Below are 23,231 nucleotides of genomic sequence, written 5' to 3' on the forward strand. Positions count from 1 at the left end.
TCGAATCCGGCGAAGTCAAATTCCTAATCAACTCCGCCTTCCGAATTGGGTATCGTCGAGGAAGGGAAAGTCGGATGATTCCTAAATTACCGCAGTGCTCGGAACTTCACTGAATTGCGTCCGTTAACAACGGGTGTAACAATGGGTGGGATTGGTAGGATTGTGCAGACCCTAGAAGGGGGTCTGCCTGAGAAAAGTAGTGCCGAAATTCCGAATAACCGGAGCAACCTGCTCAAAAAAAGTTCATAGACCTTTTCTTCGCTTCAGCTCGCTCTTTACCTCTTCAAAACCCTGGCAATTGAAGATATCCTTCGCTTCCAGCCAGCCTCGCCGCGCTTCAAAAATCCCATTCTCGATATAGCGCAAATCGACCGGGGAGTGCGCGTCCGGATTGATGACGAGCGGAACGCCGAGCTTCTTGGCCTGCTTAATGTGCTTCCAGTCCAGATCCAACCGCAGGGGATTGGCATTGATCTCGATCATCTTCGTGTGCTTCGCGGCACACTCGATCACGGCATCCTGATCCAGGCGATAGGCATCGCGCCGCAGTAACAGCCGACCGGTAGCGTGGCCGAGCATCGTCACAAATGGATGTGCCAGGGCTTTACAGATCCGCGCGGTCATCTCTTCGAGCGGCATCCCGAAGTGGGTGTGCACGCTGGCGACGACGTAATCGAATTCCGACAGGAGATCATCGTCGTAATCCAAAGTGCCGTCTTCGAGGATATCGCATTCGACCCCTTTGAATATCTGCACGCCCTTCAACTTTTTGTTCAGGGCATCAATCTCTTTGATCTGCTTGCGGGCCCGCGCGGGTGTCATGCCGTTGGCCATCTTCAAATACTGCGAATGATCGGCGACTCCGAAATATTCGAGCCCCAAGTCCTTCGCGGCATTGGCCATTTCCTCGAGCGAAGCACTGCCATCGGAGTAGGTTGTGTGATTGTGGAACACGCCGCGCAGATCTTTGAGCTCGACCAACCGCGGAAGTTTGTGTTTCTCAGCCGCTTCGATTTCGCCGGAATCCTCGCGCAACTCCGGAGGCACGTAACTGAGATCCAGCGCGGCGTAAATCTCCTTCTCGTCTTTGCATTTCACGTTCTTCTTCCCGGTGAGCGCATACTCGTTCAGAGACAAGCCCCGCTCGATGGCGCGCTGTCGCATCCGGATGTTGTGTTCCTTGCTACCGGTAAAGTAGGCTAGAGCAAAGGGGAATTGCTCCTCGGTAACCACTCGCAAGTCGGCATTTAAAACGATCTGACCGACTTCCCCTTCGAGGTGCATGCCCGCCACGATCGACGATTTGGTTTCTCCGTGTCCCACCACCTGCATCATTTCGGGAAGTTTCACGAAGGCCGCCATGATCGGTTTGGCGTCCTCAGAAGCGATGAGGATATCGATATCCTTGGTAGTCTCCCGACGTCGGCGAAGCGAACCGCAGATTTCCGCCTTCTGCACACCCGGAAGAGCTTTCAGGTGCTCGAGAAGTTTTTGAGCCAACGGATAAGCCTGATCGAATCGAACGCGATTGCCCACCGTATCAACGAAAGCAATTCCTTCCAAAATCTTCGCCTGCGTCTTCGCACCGAACCCTTTGAGATCGGCAACCTTGTTCTCCTCGCAGGCTTGCTTCAATTTCTCCAGCGAGTCGATCCCCAGGTTATCGTAAAGCGCTTTGACTTTTTTCGGTCCGACGCCGGGCAGCTTCAGGAGCGCCCGCAACCCTTCCGGTACCTTGGCCTGGAGTTCCTTCAGATAAGGTAACTCGTTAGTGGTTACCATCGTTTCGATCTTCTCGGCAATGGCTTTACCGATTCCGCGAATCCCTTCGAGTTCATTATTCTGGATCAGCGTTTTCAGATCGCCGTCGATTTGCGTCACGGCGCGGGCGGCATTCCGGTAGGCATTGCACCGAAATACATTCTCCCCCTGCAGCTCGAGAAGGGTGGCAATCTCTTCGAACACGGCGGCAATATCGTCTTTAGTCATTCCTTAATTGTGGCAGATTGCAATGGGAGGGCAAAGCAAAATTTGATTGGAGAAGCCTGCCGCGGCCTATCGTAGACCGGGTTGCCATCGGAGGATCAACAAACTCTATGACTGACGGCTTTGCAGAGATGAGTTTTTCATTTTCCCAGCGACGCTACCGATAGAGCAATGCCCACGGCCTAACCGTGGGCAACCAGTTGAACTTCGCAATGCGTTGGACCTTACGCGGCCAATCGCATCTTCTGGGCTGGTACCACCGAGTGCAGCATGATTTCCAGTGCGGCCACCATGCGATCCAGGCCGCGGCCGTCGATCAGGTTTCGCCCGCAGCGGCTCATGCCGGCCCGCTCGAGAGGATCATCGAGTAAAGCATTACCGGCATCGCGTAGCATGAGCTCGCTGACGTTATCGGCTTCGCCGAGGTAGATGGCGGCGCCTTCCTCATCCATGCGCTTCGAGTTGGCCCGATGCTTTTGTGTGGCGTTGATAATCAGTTGCGGCACGCCGACACAAGCCAGTTCCAGCGCCCAGCTGCAGCCGCCCGTCACGGCAAAGTGGGCTTTGGTCAATCGAGTGGCCCATTCGCCCGGTTCGGTGAGAACCTCGAGCCGGTTGCCGCTTCTGGAAGCGAGGGCTTTTAATTCTTCCATCTGCGGGTAGTGGAATCGAGCGAAGGCAGAGACCTTTTCGACTCGAGAACCATTCAGCAATTCGGTCGCCCGTCGCACGGTCTGATTATTGAAATCGTCATCGCCGAAGGCCAGGATTGCCCGAAAAGGTCCTTGGGGATCAGCCGGGCGAATCGCCCGTTGCCGTCGGAAGATCCCGCGGACGATGGCGTAGCGTTTGCCTATGCACAGTTGCGTGCCGCGTTCGATGTCGTAATCACTCACCCCCGGCTCCATGAACGGATTCACGATCAGTCGACTGGGGAAGCGAATCGAATTAGTATTGGTTAGCGAGGTAACGACAGTGCCCGTGGAAGCGAGTTCCCGGAGATATTCCTCCTGGATGTTCTCACCGGCCACGACGACGCCCGCCGCTTTTAACTTGCGAACGGCGCGAATGGTCTCGTCGCAGTCTTCCGACGTACCTATCGGATGATTGGCCATCAGATACTCGTTGCCGTTTCTTGCCACCTGGGCAATCAGCGGAAACGGTTCGATGCCACCCATGATATAGATCGGTCGACGTTGCCTTTGGCAACTCGAAGCGAAGGTGACGGTTTGATACAGATTCTCCCATCCTTGAGTGGAATCCGCATCGCAACGAAACAGAATCGGGTAACGGTCCATGCGCAACAATCCCTTGTTGGACTTAGGGGGAAAGGTACTCGAAACGTAGCCCGGCCACCGACTGCCGCGCGATTTAAGGCGTGGAAGTTCGAAGCGTCACGAGCTGACGGGATCGATCGTACCTTTGGTCCATTTTTGGGGTGCTTTGATTCTTCCACCGGTGAGATTTGACAGTTTCCGGGGAATCTCTCGACACCTCTTCTCTGCGGGTCATCCAGACCCGTTGCAGATGGTTCCGGCCATCCGCGAGAGCTATTCAACATGAAAATGTTTTTCTTGGGAAGAGCAACTTCGCATACGTCGACAAGGATTCCCGGCGTGCCGCAAAGCTCGCTTTCCTTCAAGTGGACTTGCAGGAAAAGCGGCTTGGGGTATAAGCCGACCGACGGGCGAATCTGGTAAAGGATATCGCCGCTTTACGGTGGAAACCGGTACCTGTTCCATGTGGAACAGGAGGGATAGGCCCATTTTGGGGTTAAGCGGGGTTCCAGGGGACTCCGCAAAGATAACAAAATGGACTACCTGGAGAACGTTCCACGTGGAACCACCTACACGGAATCCATCGCGTTTTTCCGACTAGCGTAACTCGAGGAGGGGGATACCTCGAAGTGGGCTGGCCGGTTCGGAAGAGGGGGAAACACTATCATGCAGACCGTATCGATTAATTCCGAACATCCCGTTCAACAATTGCCATTAAGCCAAATATCGCACAATCCACGCCAGCCGCGCAAGACCTTCGACGATGAGGAACTTCTGCGTCTGAGCGAAAGCATTCGCAATCACGGCATCCTGCAACCGCTGGTGGTTCGCAAAGCCGGGGAAGATCAGAACCAATACCAGCTGATTGCCGGGGAACGTCGGCTGCGGGCCGCGCATCTGGTTGGCTTGCCCAACGTGCCGGTTCACATCGTCGACTTCAACGATCAGCAGGTGTTCGAAGCGGCCCTGGCCGAAAACATCCAGCGCGCCGATTTGAATCCCATCGAGAAGGCGCAAGGCTTTCAGGACTATCTCGACAAGTTTCAGTTGAACAAAGATCAGCTGGCTCAGAAGCTGGGAATGGATCGCACCACGGTCAGCAATATCGTTTCGCTGCTGACCATGCCGCGGGAAGTGCAGGACGCCTTGCGCCTGGGCCAGATCACCATCGGGCACGCCAAGGTCCTGAAGGGAATGAGTGCCGAGCGGCAGGTGGCCCTCTGCAAAGACGCCGTGCTCCGACAGCTGAGTGTCAAGGCCCTCGAACTACTGGCCCGCAGTGCCAAGACTTCCAAATCCAGCCGGGGCAAAGCGACTGAGACCGAACAGTTCAAGACTCCACACGTTACCAGCATCGAAGACAGTCTCCGCCAGAAGCTGGCGACGAAATTCGAAATCAAGCTGAAGGATAAAGAGAAGGGCTCGATCATCATCCACTTCGAAAACAACGATGACTTCGAGCGAATCGTGGAAGCCCTGCAGAAATGATCGATCAAGTGCGGTAAACGAAAAAAGCCTCCGTAACATCACACGATGCTGCCGGAGGCTTTTACTCTTTTCGGATCTTACTTTTCTTTCAGAAGCTCTTCGATCTTCTGTACGGACGGTTTCGAATAGTCGTGGCGTTTGGTCGCCAAAATGCCTTCTACCGTGTAACGCAACTTTCCCTTGCGATCTATCAATGCGAAAGAAGGTGTGAACACATTCGAATTGGGTTTGCTGCTATCGGTCTTCCCCATCACCGCTCGCAGGTACGAATCATCGTTGCTGAAGATAGTGGGGTAATCATATTCCAGCTGCTTGGCTCGGTCGAAAGCTCTCTTATCAAAAGACTTGGCCTCCAATCGCATCTGTGCCTGAACTTCGGGAGACTGACTTCGGAAGAACTCATCGTTGGAGAGCAATTCGATTGGGGGAACGTGTACGCCAATGATCACCAGGCCGCTCGACTCATAATCGCGCTTCCACTTGATGTAGTGAGCGATACTCAGTTCGCAGTCGGCGTTCTCCACCGTCCAGAAGTGCAGCAAAATGACTTTCTTCGGATAGTTCTTCAGGAAGATTTGCTTCGGAGACCCATACCAGTTGAACTTACTGGGGATCTCAATCGACGTTTTATCGACTTTGGTAATCTTCGGACCATCCTCAGATTTGGCATCCTCGCAGGAACCAAACGAGCAGAAGGACAGGACCAGAGCCAGTGACATCAGAATTTTCATCGATCACTCTCCACGGTAGACGATTTCGCTTGCGCAGGTTCTTTGGCAGTATTAAGCAGTTTCGACCGTTCTAGAAATCCCCGGATCGTTGCGGCATCCACCGAGTAGATGGTCTTCTCCCGCCCGGCAATCACCAAGGCGAGCAGTTCGCCCGCTTCGTTGCGGACGGCTCCGCCGCTGAATCCAGCGCCCAGTTCCGATTTAGCCGTCGAGATCAGCGTGTGAGTATCCAGGGCTTGCCCACCCGGCCAAACCCATTTGGCCGGCTCCACTTTTCCTGCGGTCCCCTCGACTCGCTGCCAAACCAAGTTTTTCTCAAACGGGTTCCCATCGAAATATAGCTTGGATTCCGGAGTAAGGGGAGCGGTGGCCAGAGGAATCGCCTTCGCCTCTTTGGGAAGTTGTTTCAGGCGAATCAAAGCCAGGTCGTGCGCGGGCTCGCTGTAAACCACTTCTGCCGGTATCGCTTCCTTGTTCATGAACAGATGCTGATACTTCAGCGGATTGGAATCGATCTCTTTTTTGTCCTTCTGCTCGAACTCGATACTCAACGCCTGCAAGCGGTGACTGTTGACGATGCTGTGGTACGAAGTGATGGCCAGACGACCAGGAACGTCGATGATGGTCGCCGTGGCGTGGCTCGCACCCCGATTCGTATCGGACCGGATCAGGAGTAGCGACTCCGTCTGTTCCACCTTCAGCGTGTTAAACGGCGAAGGGGGAAGCGGATCCGGGAAGCAGCACAAAAGAAGTAGTGAAGTGAGGAAGTTCATGGCACAGTGCAAAAAAATACGGATCGAATGGGCATCCGATCCGTAAGGGTTAAAAATTCGACTATCGAATCAACACGACACTGACAGTATCCTGCATCGACTGGATGAAGGCGTTCTGCAGGGCCGCTTTGCGACTCGTAGCGGGATTGTTAGTACCGTCGTCCCACACCGGCTGATTAATAATCTTCGCCACGTTCAATGGCGTCGTTGCAGACGCTTGCACTGACCCTCTATACTGCATGTATTGCAGCAGGCTCAACGCCTGGGTCTGCGCCGTCGAAGTGTTCGATGTATTAAACAACGAACCGAACGCGATGGTGTGAATCTTCACCTGCTTACGCAGGGTACTGAAACCAGGCGGATTACCAGTAGTGCCAGAGAACGGATCCGTTCCATCCGTTCGGTTGGTGATCATGTTGGTAATGGTCTGGGCCTGAGTCACCCCAGCTGTGGCCGGACCAGAAACGTAGTTGGGCAACTCTGGAGCCGTGGTATTCCAGCGAACCTTGAAGTACGAATTATTATCATCCGTGGTAGAAGAGGTTTGCTGGTTGAAGATTGTGGAGGACGATTCCTGGCCTGGGATCGTCGCCGTGGCACTCGCCACCCCGTCCGTTTCGAAGATAATCAGACGGGCAGCTCCCAGGCGGCCTAATCCCCCGGCCGTACCGTAGCCCGAAGTTCCCGACGCTCCTGCGAAAGTAGCACACGCGGCATTATCGCTGAACTGGTTGTAAGCCAGCATCAGAGAGTAAGCCGAGCAGGTTCCCTGCACGGGTCGGGGCACACTTTCGATTGCTCCGGGCACCGAGTTGTTTGCGGTATCGGTTTCGTACGGCGTGATTTCCAGACTGCTGCTGGCATTATCGATCACGTACTGCGGGAAGTAGAGCGAGTTGATGATGCGATTGTAGTCCTGGCACAAGGGTGCACGCACCGCGTTGTAGTAGCCGTTGTAAGTCGTGCCGCTGTAGCTCCACGTGGGGATCGAGAAACCAATCACCGAAACGAAGTCGTTGGGGTGGTTGTTCTTGATATCCGAAATAGCCGTTTGCACACCTGCTTTAAGCTGCCACATCGGCGCCTCGTGAGAAGTTCCCGGCGACCAGAACTGCTGGCAGGCGAAGTTCTCGATGAAGTCCCACATCGTCAAGGGACCGAACCAGAAGCGCGTAATCGGCCGTCGCGGATTGTCGCGGTAATCCATATACCGCTCGTCGACGATCGTCATGCTGACCGTGTTGCGTACTCCACCCGGGTTAGCGGTATAGGCCTGAGCCTCATACCGACGGGTAGTGATCGTTTCCGTACACGGCTTCGGAGTAATGCTCGCTTTGTACGCCGAAACCCCGTTGGTTACGAGAGGAAATTGATTCGACGAGGACGGAGTAGTCACATCGGGAATTTCGTCTGCCCCGTAACCTTGAAAACCACTCGCATTGATCGTGCTCCAGCTGCCGTTGGAATTTTGCTTCCAACCCAGCACGAAGTCGATGTATTCCTTCCAGAAGCGCTGATCGCGCTGGGCCTGAGTGGCAACGGGCATATTACCGCTCGGATTGGTGATGGTAGTCGGAATGCTGCTGTAATAAAGAATGCCCCCGGCCCGCATACGAGGCGGGAACGGATTGGGTCCGGTGTTCTGCAACCAGTACAGAATCGCATTGTAGTTGAAGGTGTAATAGTAACTGCCATAGGCGTTACGAACCGCTTCCCCAGCCGCGCTGTAGTTCGTACCTGCTTTCGTCGAAACGTAATTTGCTGTCGTCGAAGGTTTTTGTTGGAACGGACAAGGGTCGAAGTTGGTCGTGACCGCGTACTCCGAACCCGAAGCGTAGCTCGTCCCTTCCCAACCGCTGCTATTGATCAACGCAGGCCAAGTCACCGACGACGAGGGAGCTCGCATGCCGGCATAGTTCGAACTGCTGATGTTGCTTTCGAAAATCACCGCGTTGTTATTCACACCCCCGGTGACCGTATAAGCCAAGGGTGATGGATTCGAAGGCGGAGGTGTGGTTGCCGTTGTGTTACTGCTCGAGGAAGAGCTACTCGAAGAACTGCTGCTTGAGGAAGAACTCGAGGAACTACTACTGGAAGTCGAGCTGCCTGTAGTGCCAGTGGTACCTGTAGTACCAGTGGTACCTGTGGTGCTGGACGAACTACCCGTTGTGCTCGGAGGAGAGGGCACCGTAACAGTCGTGCCCGGCAGGCTCGAAGCCTGGAACGATTGAATGAAGAATCGCTGTCGCCAGTCCTTCGCATCATTATTCGCCGCGACGTTACCCGCCACGGAAGGACCGCGCGGATCGGGTGGCCAGATGAAGAAGGTTTTGCCCCAGAAGCTCGGCCCCATGGTGTAGCCGTTGTAAGTGCTGCCGTAACCGTTGGTTTCCCAGTTGGAATTGGTTTGAGCCACGCGGGCTTCGACCGTCTGACTGGTCCAGGCGTTGGTCTTATAGTTCCAGATATTGGTGGTTTGGACCGTACCGACCATATTCACAGTCGGAGCAGTAGTAATTACCGGATCGCCGAAGCTGACCGTGGTGCTGCTGTTGGTATCCGGCACGGGAGAGGGCAATCGCGAAATCGAAGCGATTTTTCCGTCCGTCGCACCCAGAGCGTTGAGACTGGTGTTGGTATGGTTAGCGGAGTTACTCGTGTTTTTGATATAGTAGTATCCCGTTCCACTTTGCGGGTTACCGCCCCCATTACTGGTCGAACCGTTATTGTAATTTAAAGAGTATCCGCTGGTATCCAGCATACTCCAGATCTGGTTCCCGGCAATTTCATTCACATTGCGAACCGGATAGCTGCTGCTGGTCGTCAGGTACTGATCGCCGGGTGGAGCTGTGCAATACGAAGAGGGAGCGCGAGTAAAAGCAGGAACCGAATTACCGTAGGGTACGTTATCCTGAAAGAAGTCATTGGCGCAAATTGAAGGATTACCGCTCGTGGTGTCGAACGACATATTCCCGGTCCCGGCATATTCACCAGAAACCATTTGGACGTTAATAGTGGGAGGGTTGTAAAGAACGAATCCCGTTGAACTATTCGTGTTGGAATACGGGCCGAAGCGCGGATAATCGGGATCGGCATTCATGCTGGTGGTTCGAGCTGCGATCGCGGTACCGGTCGAAGTGGTGAGTGGAGTGGCCATCTGACTGTCAAGCGACATCGAGCCCGAAAAATCGATGATCATGGCGACGTCGCGCGGCCGGTGAATCGCCGTCGCGGTAGCGCTCACATTCACGCTGTTGATTCCGAAAATTCTGGCGAAATAAGTCGGAGGTGTCGTGTTGATAGTGGATTGGACGAGAGTGTACGGGTAACCCGATTGAGTTGTGGAACCAGTATCCGAAGGATAGGCGACGAAACGGGCCGAGCTTCGATTGTAGTAGTACTGACCCAGCGCCAGTGTCACCTGCCCACTAGTAATAGTCTGACCTAGAACCGAACTGGACAGCGCCGCCGTCTGTGCTTCCGGTAAAGCCTTCGCGGAGTTGAAATTGGTTGTTGGATCGCCCGTCAATTGACGAGTACCTGCCAAGGCTGCGGCATCCGCCGCCGCCTGAGCCTGAGTACGAGCGACAAGCAATACACCCACGTCGATGGCTAAGGCAACGAAACTTAGTAGTCCGACGAGACTGATTGCCACTAGAGGTATAACGGCCCCGCGCCGTTGAACTCCAGAATGTTCGATACGCCTAAACATGCTTCGTCCTCTTATGATGTCTGACAAGGTGTTGCGCCGGGCGCCTTGTTGATATCTCAATTCCGTAAATCAGTTACCTTCGCTGCACATAACGCAGCTCGTTGTAATGCTCGTCAAATTCGTCATGTTCAAAAACGTGGGCAACACGGGTTTATAAGTTCCCGTCACCGTCACACAAATGTAATCCCCAAAGGATGTCTGGTCGAAGGTGGCCGCCGAAGTGGAGGCAGAAACCACGTTCCCGTACTGATCGGTGGGCTGACCATATACGTTGGTTTTGTAAACCGTGACAGTGACGTTGGTGAGCGAACTACCCATCTGGCTGACGAAGTTCGCCACGTTCTGCTGCACGTTCGTGACCGAAATTCCGGTCTGAAGAGTGTCCGTTCGAGCCAGAGCAAAACGCGTCCCTTCCCGAACAGCATTCTGAGTCACATTCAGAGCCATGACATACCGGCTCCATTCGATGATCCCGAAAATCATCATGAACACAACGGGGGCCACCACGGCGAATTCGACCGTGGTTGCTCCGCGACGCTGCTTCGATTTCTGTAATCGCATCAAAACCATCTCCTCTTTATGGCAGCGGTCCACCCGGAATCGTCGTATTAACGGTGATGGGTATATCTTTCATGCATAACCAGGTTTGCTTCGCGTAAACGGTGGGATTGGCACCCAGGAAAAAGAACAAGTTACTGGGAGACCACCGGGCGAAACTGAACGGATAGGCGACACTCACCTGCAACACGTCATACTGCTGCACCGTAGAGTCGTTGCAGGGATCGTAAGAGGGTGCGCTGCCAGACTGAGTCACAGCGACGATTTGTGAAATTCCGGTCGAACTGTTGGGTGTCACTTGGGCTGTACAAGTCACGCCACGCGTAACGTTGGTGACGGTAATGGTGATGATCGCTCCACCGGTACCCGACATCGGCAGGCCCGAGTTTTGCATGTAATTGGCAACCGCCGATTGCACCTGGAAGGTCAGGGGACCACTATTCGAACTGAATTGGTTCGGGGTTTGGGTTAATATCGAAGAAGCGTTGTAAAGACCGGTTGCGGCCAGTCGCGCCCCCTCCCGCGCGGAATTCGATACCATTTGGGTGACATTTAGTAATTGTCCCACTTCCCAAATTCCGAACAAAAGCAACATCATAAACGGCAGCACGACGGCGGTTTCGACCGCAGCAACACCCCGTCTGACATGGCCTTTGATCTGTCGCATTCGCATGGGTTTCATCCCCGTTTTCGATCCTATTAAGGCACTTTCGCGCTGATAGCGTAATGATCTAGTTTCAACCGTAGATCAGAATTTCGGGCTGTCAAACAAAGTTGAGATTTCGTTCTTTAACGAAAAATCCTTGACGCCCGGGCGCGATTTTTAGATGCCAAAATTCAAATCTGAGCCCGATTCGCTTGTGATTGCCGCAATTATACCCGCGCGGTTCCGGGCGATCCTAGAGTTAAACTGGGTATCTTGGGCCGAAAATCGACCAGTCGTCATTTCTGAACCAAGAAAATCCTACTCTTGACAGAATTGGCACACTCGTCGTATCCTTCCCAATCGCACTTATGAGAAAAGCTGGCTTCCAAGGCATCCCATGAGCAACGAGGCATTCGGATAACATTGGAACACCCGCTTTAAGCATCCTGAGAGAAAGGATTCTCCGTGATTGCCAAGATTGTCGCGAACGGAAGAAATTCCGCACCACGTCCCAGCGAATCCACGCTTTGCATTGGTATTGGGGCGATCGCCCGAACGGCGGTTAGCTTCGAAAAATTGCCGGAATTGCGAAAAGAGCTCTCGCTTCGCTTCAAGGATACCCTCACCAGTTCTGTCGTGAAGAATGCAGATGAGCAAAGTCTGGTGGCGCTATCGGCCATGTCGGAAGCCATACAACAGATGCCGATGCGCAGCGCCGCCGACTGGGGGGTGATTGCCACCCCGCGCTATTTCGGTCGTTCGCGCTGCGCCGAAATGATTCGCAAGTACCGCGATCAGGGGGCCTGGAGCGCTTCCCCCCATATTATCCCGCAGTGCATGTTGCATTCGCTTTCGGGTCTTCTCAGCCAGGCCTTTGGAATCACCGGGCCCAATATCGGGGCCGGCGGAAGTCGCGGCGGAGAACGCGAGGCCCTGCTCGCCGCGTTCGGCTGGCTCTCCGCCGGGAAACTTCCTGGCGTCTGGTTGATCATGACCAGCTGGGATAGCGAGGAAACGGCATACTCCAGCGGAGTTTGCCATGCGGTTGTTGTCGCGTTGAAATCTTCCACGACCGGATCGACGCGGCTGCGGCTGAAACCCGCGGGATCGGGAGAAAATCTCGAACCCTTCTCGCTGGAAAGTTTGACCGATGAATTGACGAACGAATGGAGCCGGCCGGTGACCTGGGATATGAGTCATGTCGGTACGCTCCATCTAGAACCCTCCAACCAGTTTCAGATTGTCTGAGGCTTAAACCTTTGCCCTCCTTGAGGCCGAGCTCGCATGGTAAGTTCTCACTTACGCTTTCCGACCGATCGCACCTGTATCACGGGGATAGGTGCCGGTACGCCTTTGGGTTGGGATTTCGAATCGATATCGCAGAATCTGCTGGCGGGTAAATCTGCCGTGCGGGAGATCCTGGGTTTCGACGTCGCGAACCATCCTTCGAAGATCGGGGCGGGAATCGCCGATGTGCCGGTGCCGCCCGGTTTCAGCGAGGTTGCCTTCCGAAGCCGTTCCCGACTCGAGCAACTCTGTCTGTTCTGCGTGCAGGCTTCGCTGCAGGACGCCGGCCTGTGGCAGAAGAAAGACCAACTGCGAATCGGACTGATTATCGGCAATGCTTCCGACTGCATGTGGCACTGGGAAGAAGATGGCCTGACGTTCATGAAAGAGGAATACTGTCTGGCCAAGAGAGATCGCCCGCCCTTGGTTTCGATCATACAAAAAGAACTGGGCATCCAGGGACCGGCCACCGTTCTGTCGGCGGCCTGTGCTTCCGCCAACTTTGCCTTCGACATGGCCCGGCAATGGCTCGACCTGGGACTGGCCGATGTCTGCCTTGCGGGAGGTTGCGATACCGGCCTGACGGCCGTGACGCTAGCCTGCTTCGGTAACCTCCGGGCGCTCTCTCGCAACAACGAAAATCCTGCCGGGGCTTCCCGACCATTCGACCGGGGCCGCGATGGCTTCGTTCTGGGCGAAGGGGGCGTCATGTTCGTTCTGGAAAAAGAAAACCGGGCTAAGAGCCGTTCCGCTCCGATTTATGGCAACGTTCTCGGTTGCGGCTTAACCAGCGACGCCCACCATATGGTGATCCCCAATCCGGAACCGACTCAGGCGGCCCGGGCCATTCGCATGGCCCTCGAAGAAGCCGGGCTCAATCCTGATCAGGTCGATTATGTAAATGCTCACGGCACCAGCACTCCAGTCGGCGATGCCGCGGAGGCGAAGGCCATCCAGATGGTGTTCGAGGAGATCACTCGAATCGTGCCGGTCAGCTCGACTAAGAGTATGACTGGTCATTTATTGACAGCCGCCAGTGCTCTGGAAGCTTTGGCTTGTCTAACGGCGTTTCGCTACAGCGCCATCCCGCCGACAATCAATCTGCAGGACATAGATCCTGATTGTCAGCTAAATCACGTCGCAAATCACGTCCAGGAACGCAAAGTCAAAGTAGCCTTGAGCAACAGCTTTGGCTTCGGTGGGTCCAATAGCTGCCTGGTGCTGGCCGCCGCGTAACCGGAATTGTTGGAGAAAAGTTTGACGGCGATTTCCCGATCGCCCGAATCTGTTCGTGAGTCGCCTTGGTATAATGCCTCTCAGCGCTCCATTTGCAAATCCATGGACTGAGTGATGTTCCGTCGATTATTACTTCGCACCGCCGGGCGATTGGTGGCTCGACCCATTCGCCGTCGTCTCAATGCCTTCGTTGCAACCACGCATCATCCGGAAACCGCTCAGAGCGATCTGCTGCAGCGAATCATTGCCAAGCAGCGGGACACTGGCTTCGGCCGCGATCACGGCTTCTCCACCATTCGTACGGTCGAAGACTTCCGCCGACAGATTCCGGTTGCGCCCTATGAATACGTCGCCCCGTACGTTCAACGGGTGCAAAAAGGGGAAACCAGCGCGCTGCTGTCCGATCCGCAGGTACTGATGTTCGCCCTCACTTCCGGCACCACGGCCAGCCGCAAGATGATCCCCATTACTCAGGACTACCTGGACGATTATCGCCGGGGCTGGAACATCTGGGGACTGACGGCCATGCGCGATCATCCGGTGATCTCGCTGAAGCCGATGGCTCAGATGGTTGGCGATCCCGAAGAATTCCGCTGCGAAGCGGGCATCCCCTGCGGCAATCTCTCCGGCTATACGGCGCAAGTTCAAAAGAAGATCGTGCGCGGTCTGTACACTGTCCCGGCGTATACCGGAAAAATCAAAGACCCGGTTAGTCGATACTATGTGGCTCTATTGTGTAGCTTGCGCCGAAAAGTCGGCATGCTGATGGCCGCTAATCCCAGTACGCTGGTGGCACTGGCCCGGGTCCTCGATCTGCACAAGGAAAACCTCCTCCGGGATCTGGCTCAGGGCACCCTCTCCAACAACTTGGACATCGCCCCCGAATTGCGCGCAGCCCTGGCACTGCGACTCAAGGCCGATCCGGCTCAGGCAAAAAAACTGGAAGCCATCGCCCAGCGCGAACCTGTGTTCCTTCCCAAACATGTCTGGAAACCGGAAGAACTGATGATCGGCTGCTGGACCGGCGGCAGCGTGGGGCCTTACCTGCGTCAGTTGCCCGATTACTATGGCAACACCCTGCTGCGCGATATCGGTCTACTGGCCAGTGAAGGACGGATGACCATTCCGCTGGAAGACAACTCCCCGGCGGGCGTTCTGGATATCAGCAGCCATTACTTCGAGTTCATTCCGGAAGGGGAGATCGAGTCGAAGCAGCCGATTTGTCTGCGCGCCCACGAACTCGAAGAAGGTAAGCCCTACTACATCCTGCTCACCACCAAATCGGGATTGTATCGGTATCACATCGTCGACCTGGTGCGGATGACCGGTAAATTCAACGGCACGCCGCTCATCGAATTCCTCGGGAAGGGAAACCGCTTTGCGAATCTGACCGGGGAGAAGCTCAGCGAACATCATGTCACCCAGGCGATGATTCATGTGATGAAGACGATCCCTCAACCGATCACGGCCTACGCCCTCGCGCCGGTCTGGGACGAGAAGCAGCCTTATTACGGGATTTTTCTGGAAGAGCAGGATATGAAAGATCCGGTGCTGCTGGCCAGCTTCCTGAAGGGACTGGAAGCCGAGTTACGCCGGCAGAACGTGGAATACGATGCGAAGCGGGACAGCGGCCGGTTAGGTCCGGTACAAGCCCTAAAGATTTCAACCGGAGCCTGGAGCCGCTGGGACAAACAGAACCTCGCCAAGCGCGGCGGCAGCCCGGAGCAATACAAGCATCCTTGTCTGATTGGCGATCTCGAATTTGTGAAAGAGATCGAGAAGTTTTAAAATGAGATGAAGTTTATGCGATGGGGTTTAAAATAAACTTTCTCTTATTTAAAATCTGTTCTTCGCAAGTACTTCATAAGCAATTTCTAATTTTAAACTCCGTCGCCCGGGTCTATCGGAGTTTCAGGTTAATGCGTTCTATCAAACGTGGGGCTTTCACGCTCATCGAACTGCTGGTGGTGATCGCCATCATCGCGGTTCTCATCGGCCTTTTGTTACCGGCCGTGCAAAAAGTCCGGGAGGCCGCTTCCCGGATGCAGTGTTCCAACCATTTGAAGCAAATCGGGCTGGCTTTTCACAACTACGCCAGCGTCAACGGGACATTACCGCGCGGCGGTCGCGATGGTCGACCGTCCGGCCAGCCGACTCAGAACTGCTGCAACTGGACGGATAATAACCAGGCGAAATCCAACGCGGCCGGCGTCAAGGATGATCGGGACGGCTACAGCTGGCGCTACTGGATCCTGCCGTACATTGAGCAGGATAATGTTTACAACGCGATCGAGCGTGCAACGGTATACAACGCGGCGATCAAAATCTACTATTGCCCCTCCCGTCGGGACGCCGAGTCCTACAGCGGTTCGGCCCGCTGCGACTACAACGGGAACGCCGGATCCTATTTCTCCAACGGCACCCCCACCGACGACTCCGCCGGTTCGAGCGGCAACGGCAGTCCGGCTGTGACGGAAACCAATACTTTCGATGGCGTGGTGCTTCGATCCAACGTCGCTCCGGTGGCCTTAAACCGCATCAGCGATGGAACTTCCAATACACTGCTGGTCGCCGAGAAGTGGCTCCATCCGCTGCGGGTGGCAACAGCGGCCGCCTCCGGCAACGATGGGGGCGATAACGAAGTCTGGTGTAATGCGGGTTGGGATGAATGCATTGTTCGCGTCGGTGCAGGCACTTATAGCTATCTCTACAACGGCGGCCAACCCGCCGGACCCGGCTCCACGACTCGTACCATTCCCCGGACTCCTCGGCCCGACATCGAAGCCCCTTGCGTGGTCGATGCCGCGGGCAAACCCGTAACCATCTGGAACCAACAATTCGGCGGACCGCACCCCGGCGGCGTTAACACGGTCTTTTGCGATGGATCGGTGCGTACCGTGACGTTCAGCGTGGATGCCGCGACCTGGGCCGCTGCCTGCACGCGTAACGGCAATGAAACGTTGTCCATCAACAACTAAACTCTGGGCGGAGAAAACTTTGAATAAATGGCTATTGGTGATTTTTCTGTGCGGAATTCCGCTGGCTGCAGGCTGCGGGGGCGCCAAGGAAGAGAAAAGATCGGCCCAGGATCTGGAAGCTTTACAGAATAAGGATCAGGCGTCCGTGGACGAAGCCGAGAGGCGACTGGAGCGTCCCGGCGAGAAGCGCAAACGCTAGTTGAGTCTACTTGTCGTCCCGGTTCGGATCGAACGCGGGACTATTGGGATCGTCATCCCGGGGTACGCCGGTCTTTTCACCGGCTCCCCCATCCGGCAGTTCAATTTCAATCTGATTCCGCGTTTCCTCCACCGTCAACCTGACTTTCGATTCGATTTGAGTTCCGGTGACTGCGCCATTGCCGCCCGGATGATAAATCAGCTTGTATTTGCCTTTGGGCAAGCCCGGATAGAAGATCACCGGAGTATCTTTGAGCCGGCTGGTCCGCGCTTCGTAGGTGCCATCCGGATTGACTGATGCATCGAAGATGCAACCGCCACGGCCTCCCTCCTCGGCCACGAACAGGAGTCCGCCGCCGGTTACCGGCTTGCCGTTTTGAATCACTTTTCCATTCACCGGATACAAACCCGAGAGGGTCGGGCCGGAATCCTGGCATCCGGAACACAAAAAGAGAGCGGTCAGTCCCAAAAACAGTCTTCGCATAAAGATTTCCTTATTTGGTTTCTGTTTTTCTATGGGTGGCGATTGGCAATTGAGTGTAGTTATTGCAAAGGCCTGGCGAAGTTTGGCGGTAGAGGGGTTTCGAGAAGCATTTGAAAGAACTCCGATCCCGCAAACGGGGAGTTTTGGGCGAAGAGTCCAGAATTTTTAAGAGGGCGGCTTTTGACCCAACGGGAGGGTTCGGGAGCTTTTGGAGCTCTCTCGCGAAAACTATTTGGCGAAATCGCAGTGAATTGAAATGGATTATTCCCAAGAAATGAGGGGGCCTTTAGGCGAAAGCGGTCTCGAGCACCGCCGCAACTCTCTTCCAGACCGAAACACCCTCACAATCGAACGACTTTCGCCGATCGGTACAAAGGCGCTAGCGTCCGCATATTTTTCAGCTTTTCGACCCTATCAAAATTTCCCATTCTTCGCAGGCGCGTCATACTGCCAGTGTACATGTCGAACGTAGGCGTCGTGTTTTCCGCGGTTCTGGATGGCCGCAGGCGATGACCACGGGCGACCCAAAGGAAACGGAGAAGATTTCCATGTTTAAGCTCAGTCTGGGCAAATGTTTGTCCGCGGGTGCGCTCCTGGCTCTGGCCCCGTTCGCGGCCCAAGCCAAGGATGCATGTAGCCCCTGCACCTCGACCGTCAAAGTGTTGGAATACGTTCCGACCCAGGTACAAGAAAAGCGATGCAGCTACAAGACCGAACAGAAGGTCGAAAGCTACACCGCCTACAAGTACGAAACGGTGTCGGAAGTTAAGACCCGACAAGTGACGGTTTACCACAAGGTCACCGAACAGGTGGTCGAACCCCGCACCGTGACCGTCAAGGTTCCCGTGTGGGAAGAGCGAACTGAATTGGTGAAGAAGACCCGCATCGAACACTACACGGAAAACGTGACCAAGTGCGTCGATAAAGGTCACTGGGAAACCCAGACGGTTGCCGCTGGCCCCAGCATTCTGGACCACTTGAGCAGCCTGAAGCCCAGCTTCGGCCATCTCCACAGCAAGATCGCTAGCGACAACGGTTGCAGCACGGGATGCGACAATCCTTGTGCAGCTCCTGCACCGTGTCCCACGGTTCGCACCAAGTGCGTCAAAGTATGGGTTCCCAACCTGGTTCAGGAATCTCACCCGGTCTGCAAGACCCGTCACGTAACGGAATGCGTTCCCGTGACCAAGAAGGTCTGCAGCTACAAGTGTGAGACGAAGGTTGAGCAGGTCACCGTCTGCAAGACCAAGTGCGTTCCAGAAACGAAGACCGAAAGCTACACGGTTTGCAAGAAGGTTTGCGTTCCTTACCAGGCTACCCGCACGGTTTGCGTGAAGGTTCCGGTCGAAGAAACCGTGACCGTGACCAAGTGCATCCCGACTTGGGTTGAAAAGCAAGTCGCCGTTGCTCCCGCAGTTTCGGCTTGCGACGCTGGTTGCGGCAGTGCTAGCGGAATCAAGAGCTTCTTCGCTGGCCTCAAAGGCAAGCTCCACAGCATTGGTTCCTCCACGGCTTGCGGCTGTGCAGCTCCCACGACCAGCTGCGGTTGCAAATAATTAATACTCTCCCTCTCAAGGGCTGAGCGAAACCCGCGTGTGAACACCACGCGGGTTTCTTCATTTCCAGAGACTTGTTTTCCGGGCACTCAGCCCGATTTTGGAAGCGGCGAGACCGCTTTTTCAAATTGCCCGAATCGAACCCACTGCTATCTGCTAATACCGAATTGTGACTTTGAAGCCGGCATAAGGGCCATCGCCAATATCGAGCTGATCGTGATTGCGGTCACTGTAGCTCTTACCCGTAAAGTAGAAGCGATCGTAGGCATAGCCGCCGTACATATCTAAAAACAGGTGGGAGCTGGCCTCGAAACGCAAGCCGGCCTGAACGTGCTTTTCGTAGTAAAGCAAGCGTTCCTGATTGTCGATCCGATCCGACAGATAAGCCCCTTCACTGATCCAGTCCCAACCGATGTACGCCTGCCAGTTTTTATCGAATTCCCAGGTGAGCTTCGAATGGATTGTGCGCACCGGCATATACGAAAAACTCACCACCCAGTCGTCCATGGGCCGCCAGCGCATCATGAAGGGCAGACCGATATTCATGGAAAAGTTTTCACTGGGCACCCACTGGTAGGCCACGCCGGGTATCGGAATGTTCAATTCGCCCGTCGGGTTGTACATCAGGCTGAAGATCCAGGCGTTGTTTTCCCCCGAAGGGACGCGCAGCATGCCCATGAATCCGAAGTTCACTTCGTGGATGGTGGCGAATGGTTTATCGCTGGCCGAACCTAAATTCGTCGAAAAGCTGGCTAACCAGCCGTTGTCGAACATGTGGCTGTAACCCAGACCCAGATGAACATTCCAGATCTGGTTGGGAAACTGCCGCATCGAATCGGGGAAAATGGGATTTCCGTTGAACCAGGTGGTACCGATACCGGTATTGAAGGTGACCTTATCCGGACCATCGATCCATAAGGGAACGACGATCGATGTCTGCTGCCGGACAAAACCCAGATCGGCGTTCTGGCCCCGGACATTTTGATTTGGCATCCAGGTGACCCCGATGCCCGGCCCCGTCATTCCATAGATCCCGCCAAAGCCACTACCCGGTCCGCCGGTCATGCCCGCCGGTCCGAAGCCGAGGCCGCCTTTGCCGTCGAAGCCACCTTGATCGGCCAGTTGTATCGGAGGATCCACGGGAGTCTTGGTGCTTTCCAGGGCGGCCGCGGGCGGATTCTTATTCGGGATTTCGTAATCCTGCATGGGAGAGATCTGCGCCCAGGCCGGCGAAAGCCAGGCCGCGGCAGCAATCAATACAAACAGATAGCGATACATATCTTCTCGTATTCAAAGATCGGGAATCCGGAGGAGCGGTTAATAACCGCTCGCGGGCAATGCCACAAGATCGCCTGAGCCCAAACAGGGGGAGTTTCTTGAATCAAAACGCACATTTTGGAGGGGAATTAAAATTTGGTTATTGGACGGGGTCTTAGCTGGTCTACTTCAATTCAAGAGATGCCCCAAGCTTCCAGGTTGCCGGGTAAAAACATCTGGCTTAGGGGAAAATTCTTCATTCTCCCCAGTTCCGCAAAGACGGACTTTGGCTCCAGGCTCACCGATTTCCCGCCTGGCTCAATAAAATTCATTTCATGCAAAAAATGAAGTATGCTCAAATTACTCGCACTATTGCCGATAATCCCCTTCTGTCGTCGAGATAGAAATTTTATTTATTTGCACTCAAAAAAGTTCAAACTAGGCTTTTAGCAATATGTAAGGGTATTTTCGGAGGTGGCTGCCCACGATTATTGAGGGGTTACGCAATGTCTCGCATTTCCAGCATGACGCATCTATCGAAGGACTCCTTGAATCGTTGGTATCAGCACACCTTTACCACCAAGTACGGCATCGTTCTGATCAAGTATGAAGTGCTGCACGAGATGATCGAGGCGGCGTTTGGTCCAGGGGTGAATTCCGACAAATTGCTTCGGGATCGCGGTCCGGAAGCCCTGCCCTACATTACCAGTAAATTGGAAGTCTCGATACTCTCCCGCGATCGCAAGCATAAACAAACGGCCCATTTCGAAGCCTGGGAAGCGGCGAATCTCTTCCAGGGCGAATGGCCCTGTGACAGTACTTTTTCCTACTTATCCCAGACCGTGCGCGATCGCCGCGATTAATCTGAGCCTGTCTCCTCCCGCTTCCGCTGGATTCGCCCATTCCTTTCCCTCGTAAATTTCAGATTTTTCTCGCATTCGTTTCGTCCATTCCGGATCGTAGAAGGGGCAGGATCTTTTTTCCTCAAACCTCTTTTCTACTATGAACCGACGCACTCTGCTGAAAACTTCTCTGGCCGCCGGGCTGCTGGCGGGGACACAAACGCTACAGGGCGAGGTATTGATGAACGAGACGAAATTCAAACAATCGCTGGCTTCCTGGTGTTATTCCGGCGGCGATAAGTGGACGCTGGACCGGCTCTGCCAGATCGCCAAGGAACTCGGCTGCAGTTCGGTGGAACTGGTCACCCCCGCCGAGTTTCCGACACTGCAGAAGCATGGGCTGAGTTGCGCGATGAGCGGTAATACCATGCCGGGCGTCTTCAAAACGGGTTTCAACAATCTCAAATATCACGACGAACTGGTAGAACGTACCGGCAAAGTCATCGAAGCGTGTGCCGCCGCCAAGTTTCCGAACGTTATCGGCTTCATCGGCTACAAGTACCTGGAGCCGGAAGATCCCAAAAGCGGCACGATTTCCCGCGACGACGCCATCGCCAACAGCATCAAGGGTCTGAAGCGGGTGATGCCAATCGCCGAGAAGTTGGGCGTCAACGTTTGCATCGAACACCTCAACAGCCGCGATGGCAGCCATCCGATGAAAGGACACCCGGGCTATCAGGGGGACGACCTGGAACTCGTGGCCGAGGTGATTCGCAAAGTCGGTTCCCCGCGCTGCAAACTGTTATTCGACGTTTACCACGTGCAGATCATGCACGGCGATGTGATTCGACGGCTGGAGGAGTGCAAAGACATCCTCGGCCATATCCATACTGCCGGGAATCCGGGTCGCGGCGAACTGGATGAAAATCAGGAATTGAATTATAAGGCGATTGCGAAAAAGCTGAAGGAAATGAAGTACGATGCCTTCGTCGGGCACGAATTTCTGGCGACCAAAGACCCGCTCGAGTGTTTGAAACAAGCGGTCCAGTTATTTGCTTAATGGAATTCGGGCGGCGGACGATTAATTCAGCTTCGTCGCTCAACTCTTTTTGAAAAGCCGACGAAACACATTGGAGTCGGTCGATTTGTTAGTGGGGGCCGCTTGCAGCGGACCGTGGGAGGATTCGAGGACTTCTGCCACCGGCGGCGGAGCGACAGCGGAGGCCGGTGCGGATCCTGCCCGGGCGAGAATATCCTGGTGCCGACGCGAGAAAACGGCCATCTGCTGACGCAGGGCCGGATCGCCCCGTTGCGCCAATTCGAGTTCCTGGTTAATTTCCTGGTTCAATCGGCGAAGTTCGGTTTCCTGGCGGGCCATCACGGCTCGTTCCTTGGCCATGGAAACTTCCATCTCGCGCATCTGGCGCTCGAGATCCTGCTCATCGAGTTTCATCTGCCGACGGTCGGCATCGAGATCGCGCCGCAATTGAATGATCTTGGCGTTTTCTCGTTCCAGTTCGTCGGCCCATTCCTCAAGCTCATCGGCGTTTTTGTGCTTGGGAGCTTCCTGAATCGCCCGCACCTGGTCTTCGAACGATTGCAGAATTTCTTCGAGTTCCGCAATTTTAGCCGTCTTCTGTTCGAGATCGGCCTTTTGACGAACGTCGGCATCGTTGGCTTCCTGCAGCAGATGCCGCATTTCATCCAGAAGCTCGCGAAGGTCATTGTTCTCAGCGCGAAGCGATTCGAGTTCATCTTTTTCAGAACTGGAGGGCACTTGAGATTGCTCCGGGAAAAACACATCCAGCTGCGAGGGGGATTTGGATTTTCTCGTAGAGCCGGCGGGAGGTAATGTTCCCATGGGTCGGATCACGCTCCGAGTATTGAGTGTTTCTTCAGGGGCGGGCGTGTTATGGGAGACCGTTGGCCGGGTGGCGGCGCGCAGCACGGACAGAGTATCGGGTTCGAGGACCGGGGCGGGAGCGGGAGCCGGGGCTACGCTAGCGATTTCTTCGCCTTCACTCAAGGGCATGGTCAGACGACGGCGCAGTTCCGTAGTACTGAGCTTGTTAATATCTGTCGAAGTCGAGTTGACCATAGGGGTCGGCCTCATGCAGGTCCCGAGTAATAAATCGACACACCTTCTCAATGCTACCCATTTTAACCGACCTAAGCTTGAATCCTTTGCTTAAAATCGGCAAACAGGAGCCTCACATCCGGCA

19 protein-coding genes are annotated in these 23,231 nt (G+C 54.8%); 9 read left to right on the forward strand and 10 right to left on the reverse strand.

Going from position 1 to position 23,231, the window contains the following annotated elements; all coding sequences use genetic code 11:
* Positions 1-243: 243 nt before the first annotated feature.
* Together polX and KIH39_RS20320 are read right to left on the reverse strand one after the other, a co-directional pair.
* A complete protein-coding gene (gene polX, locus KIH39_RS20315) occupies positions 244-1,989 on the reverse strand; it encodes a DNA polymerase/3'-5' exonuclease PolX (protein WP_213495051.1) in 1,746 nt (581 codons plus the stop codon).
* 221 nt (positions 1,990-2,210) lie between these two features.
* Positions 2,211-3,284, reverse strand: a complete 1,074-nt coding sequence (locus tag KIH39_RS20320; RefSeq protein WP_213495052.1) for a polysaccharide biosynthesis protein — start codon at positions 3,282-3,284, stop codon at positions 2,211-2,213.
* Positions 3,285-3,929: 645 nt separating this feature from the next.
* Here KIH39_RS20320 and KIH39_RS20325 point away from each other — a divergent pair.
* Complete coding sequence (locus KIH39_RS20325; protein ID WP_213495053.1) at positions 3,930-4,751, forward strand: ParB/RepB/Spo0J family partition protein; 822 nt, start codon at positions 3,930-3,932, stop codon at positions 4,749-4,751.
* Between the two features lie 77 nt (positions 4,752-4,828).
* Here the strand turns inward: KIH39_RS20325 and KIH39_RS20330 are convergent, their stop codons facing one another.
* The 5 genes from KIH39_RS20330 to KIH39_RS20350 all read right to left on the reverse strand — a co-directional run bounded on the left by KIH39_RS20330 (position 4,829) and on the right by KIH39_RS20350 (position 11,207).
* Positions 4,829-5,482: a thioredoxin domain-containing protein gene (locus KIH39_RS20330; RefSeq protein ID WP_213495054.1), complete on the reverse strand. Its 654-nt coding sequence runs from the start codon at positions 5,480-5,482 to the stop codon at positions 4,829-4,831.
* Complete coding sequence (locus KIH39_RS20335) at positions 5,479-6,255, reverse strand: S1 family peptidase (RefSeq protein ID WP_213495055.1); 777 nt, start codon at positions 6,253-6,255, stop codon at positions 5,479-5,481. The genes KIH39_RS20330 and KIH39_RS20335 overlap by 4 nt, the downstream gene beginning before the upstream one ends.
* A 61-nt stretch (positions 6,256-6,316) precedes the next feature.
* Entirely contained in the window at positions 6,317-9,967 is a 3,651-nt protein-coding gene (locus KIH39_RS20340) for a pilus assembly protein TadG-related protein (RefSeq protein WP_213495056.1), read from the reverse strand.
* Between the two features lie 69 nt (positions 9,968-10,036).
* On the reverse strand, positions 10,037-10,528 hold the full coding sequence (locus KIH39_RS20345) for a TadE/TadG family type IV pilus assembly protein (RefSeq protein ID WP_213495057.1): 492 nt from the start codon (positions 10,526-10,528) through the stop codon (positions 10,037-10,039).
* Between the two features lie 16 nt (positions 10,529-10,544).
* Positions 10,545-11,207, reverse strand: a complete 663-nt coding sequence (locus KIH39_RS20350; RefSeq protein ID WP_213495058.1) for a TadE/TadG family type IV pilus assembly protein — start codon at positions 11,205-11,207, stop codon at positions 10,545-10,547.
* A 429-nt stretch (positions 11,208-11,636) separates the two neighbouring features.
* Between KIH39_RS20350 and KIH39_RS20355 the strand changes: the two genes are divergently transcribed.
* From KIH39_RS20355 to KIH39_RS20375, 5 genes are all read left to right on the forward strand, one after another.
* Complete coding sequence (locus KIH39_RS20355) at positions 11,637-12,419, forward strand: beta-ketoacyl-[acyl-carrier-protein] synthase family protein (RefSeq protein WP_213495059.1); 783 nt, start codon at positions 11,637-11,639, stop codon at positions 12,417-12,419.
* Positions 12,420-12,455: 36 nt separating this feature from the next.
* Positions 12,456-13,694, forward strand: coding sequence for a beta-ketoacyl-[acyl-carrier-protein] synthase family protein (locus tag KIH39_RS20360; protein WP_213495060.1), 1,239 nt, complete (start codon positions 12,456-12,458; stop codon positions 13,692-13,694).
* Between the two features lie 114 nt (positions 13,695-13,808).
* Positions 13,809-15,482, forward strand: a complete 1,674-nt coding sequence (locus KIH39_RS20365) for a GH3 auxin-responsive promoter family protein (RefSeq protein WP_213495061.1) — start codon at positions 13,809-13,811, stop codon at positions 15,480-15,482.
* Between the two features lie 131 nt (positions 15,483-15,613).
* Positions 15,614-16,672, forward strand: coding sequence for a DUF1559 domain-containing protein (locus KIH39_RS20370; protein WP_213495062.1), 1,059 nt, complete (start codon positions 15,614-15,616; stop codon positions 16,670-16,672).
* A 19-nt stretch (positions 16,673-16,691) separates the two neighbouring features.
* Positions 16,692-16,871: a hypothetical protein gene (locus tag KIH39_RS20375; RefSeq protein WP_213495063.1), complete on the forward strand. Its 180-nt coding sequence runs from the start codon at positions 16,692-16,694 to the stop codon at positions 16,869-16,871.
* Positions 16,872-16,877: 6 nt separating this feature from the next.
* Here KIH39_RS20375 and KIH39_RS20380 read toward each other — a convergent pair whose 3' ends face one another.
* Positions 16,878-17,354, reverse strand: a complete 477-nt coding sequence (locus KIH39_RS20380; protein ID WP_213495064.1) for a hypothetical protein — start codon at positions 17,352-17,354, stop codon at positions 16,878-16,880.
* 548 nt (positions 17,355-17,902) lie between these two features.
* Between KIH39_RS20380 and KIH39_RS20385 the strand changes: the two genes are divergently transcribed.
* Positions 17,903-18,910: a hypothetical protein gene (locus KIH39_RS20385; protein ID WP_213495065.1), complete on the forward strand. Its 1,008-nt coding sequence runs from the start codon at positions 17,903-17,905 to the stop codon at positions 18,908-18,910.
* Positions 18,911-19,066: 156 nt separating this feature from the next.
* On the opposite strand, the gene KIH39_RS20390 is transcribed toward KIH39_RS20385, so the two are convergent.
* Positions 19,067-20,188 carry a hypothetical protein gene (locus KIH39_RS20390; protein WP_213495066.1) on the reverse strand — a complete coding sequence of 374 codons (1,122 nt, stop codon included), beginning with the start codon at positions 20,186-20,188 and terminating at the stop codon, positions 19,067-19,069.
* Between the two features lie 485 nt (positions 20,189-20,673).
* On the opposite strand from KIH39_RS20390, the gene KIH39_RS20395 reads away from it, so the two are divergent.
* Both KIH39_RS20395 and KIH39_RS20400 read left to right on the forward strand, forming a co-directional pair.
* A complete protein-coding gene (locus KIH39_RS20395; RefSeq protein WP_213495067.1) occupies positions 20,674-21,030 on the forward strand; it encodes a hypothetical protein in 357 nt (118 codons plus the stop codon).
* A 139-nt stretch (positions 21,031-21,169) separates the two neighbouring features.
* Positions 21,170-22,069, forward strand: coding sequence for a TIM barrel protein (locus tag KIH39_RS20400; RefSeq protein WP_213495068.1), 900 nt, complete (start codon positions 21,170-21,172; stop codon positions 22,067-22,069).
* 39 nt (positions 22,070-22,108) lie between these two features.
* Here the strand turns inward: KIH39_RS20400 and KIH39_RS20405 are convergent, their stop codons facing one another.
* The gene (locus KIH39_RS20405) at positions 22,109-23,122 is read right to left on the reverse strand and encodes a hypothetical protein (RefSeq protein WP_213495069.1); all 1,014 of its coding nucleotides are present in this window, start codon (positions 23,120-23,122) and stop codon (positions 22,109-22,111) included.
* Positions 23,123-23,231 lie beyond the last annotated feature (109 nt).

This window comes from Telmatocola sphagniphila (assembly GCF_018398935.1).
Classification (GTDB): domain Bacteria; phylum Planctomycetota; class Planctomycetia; order Gemmatales; family Gemmataceae; genus Telmatocola; species Telmatocola sphagniphila.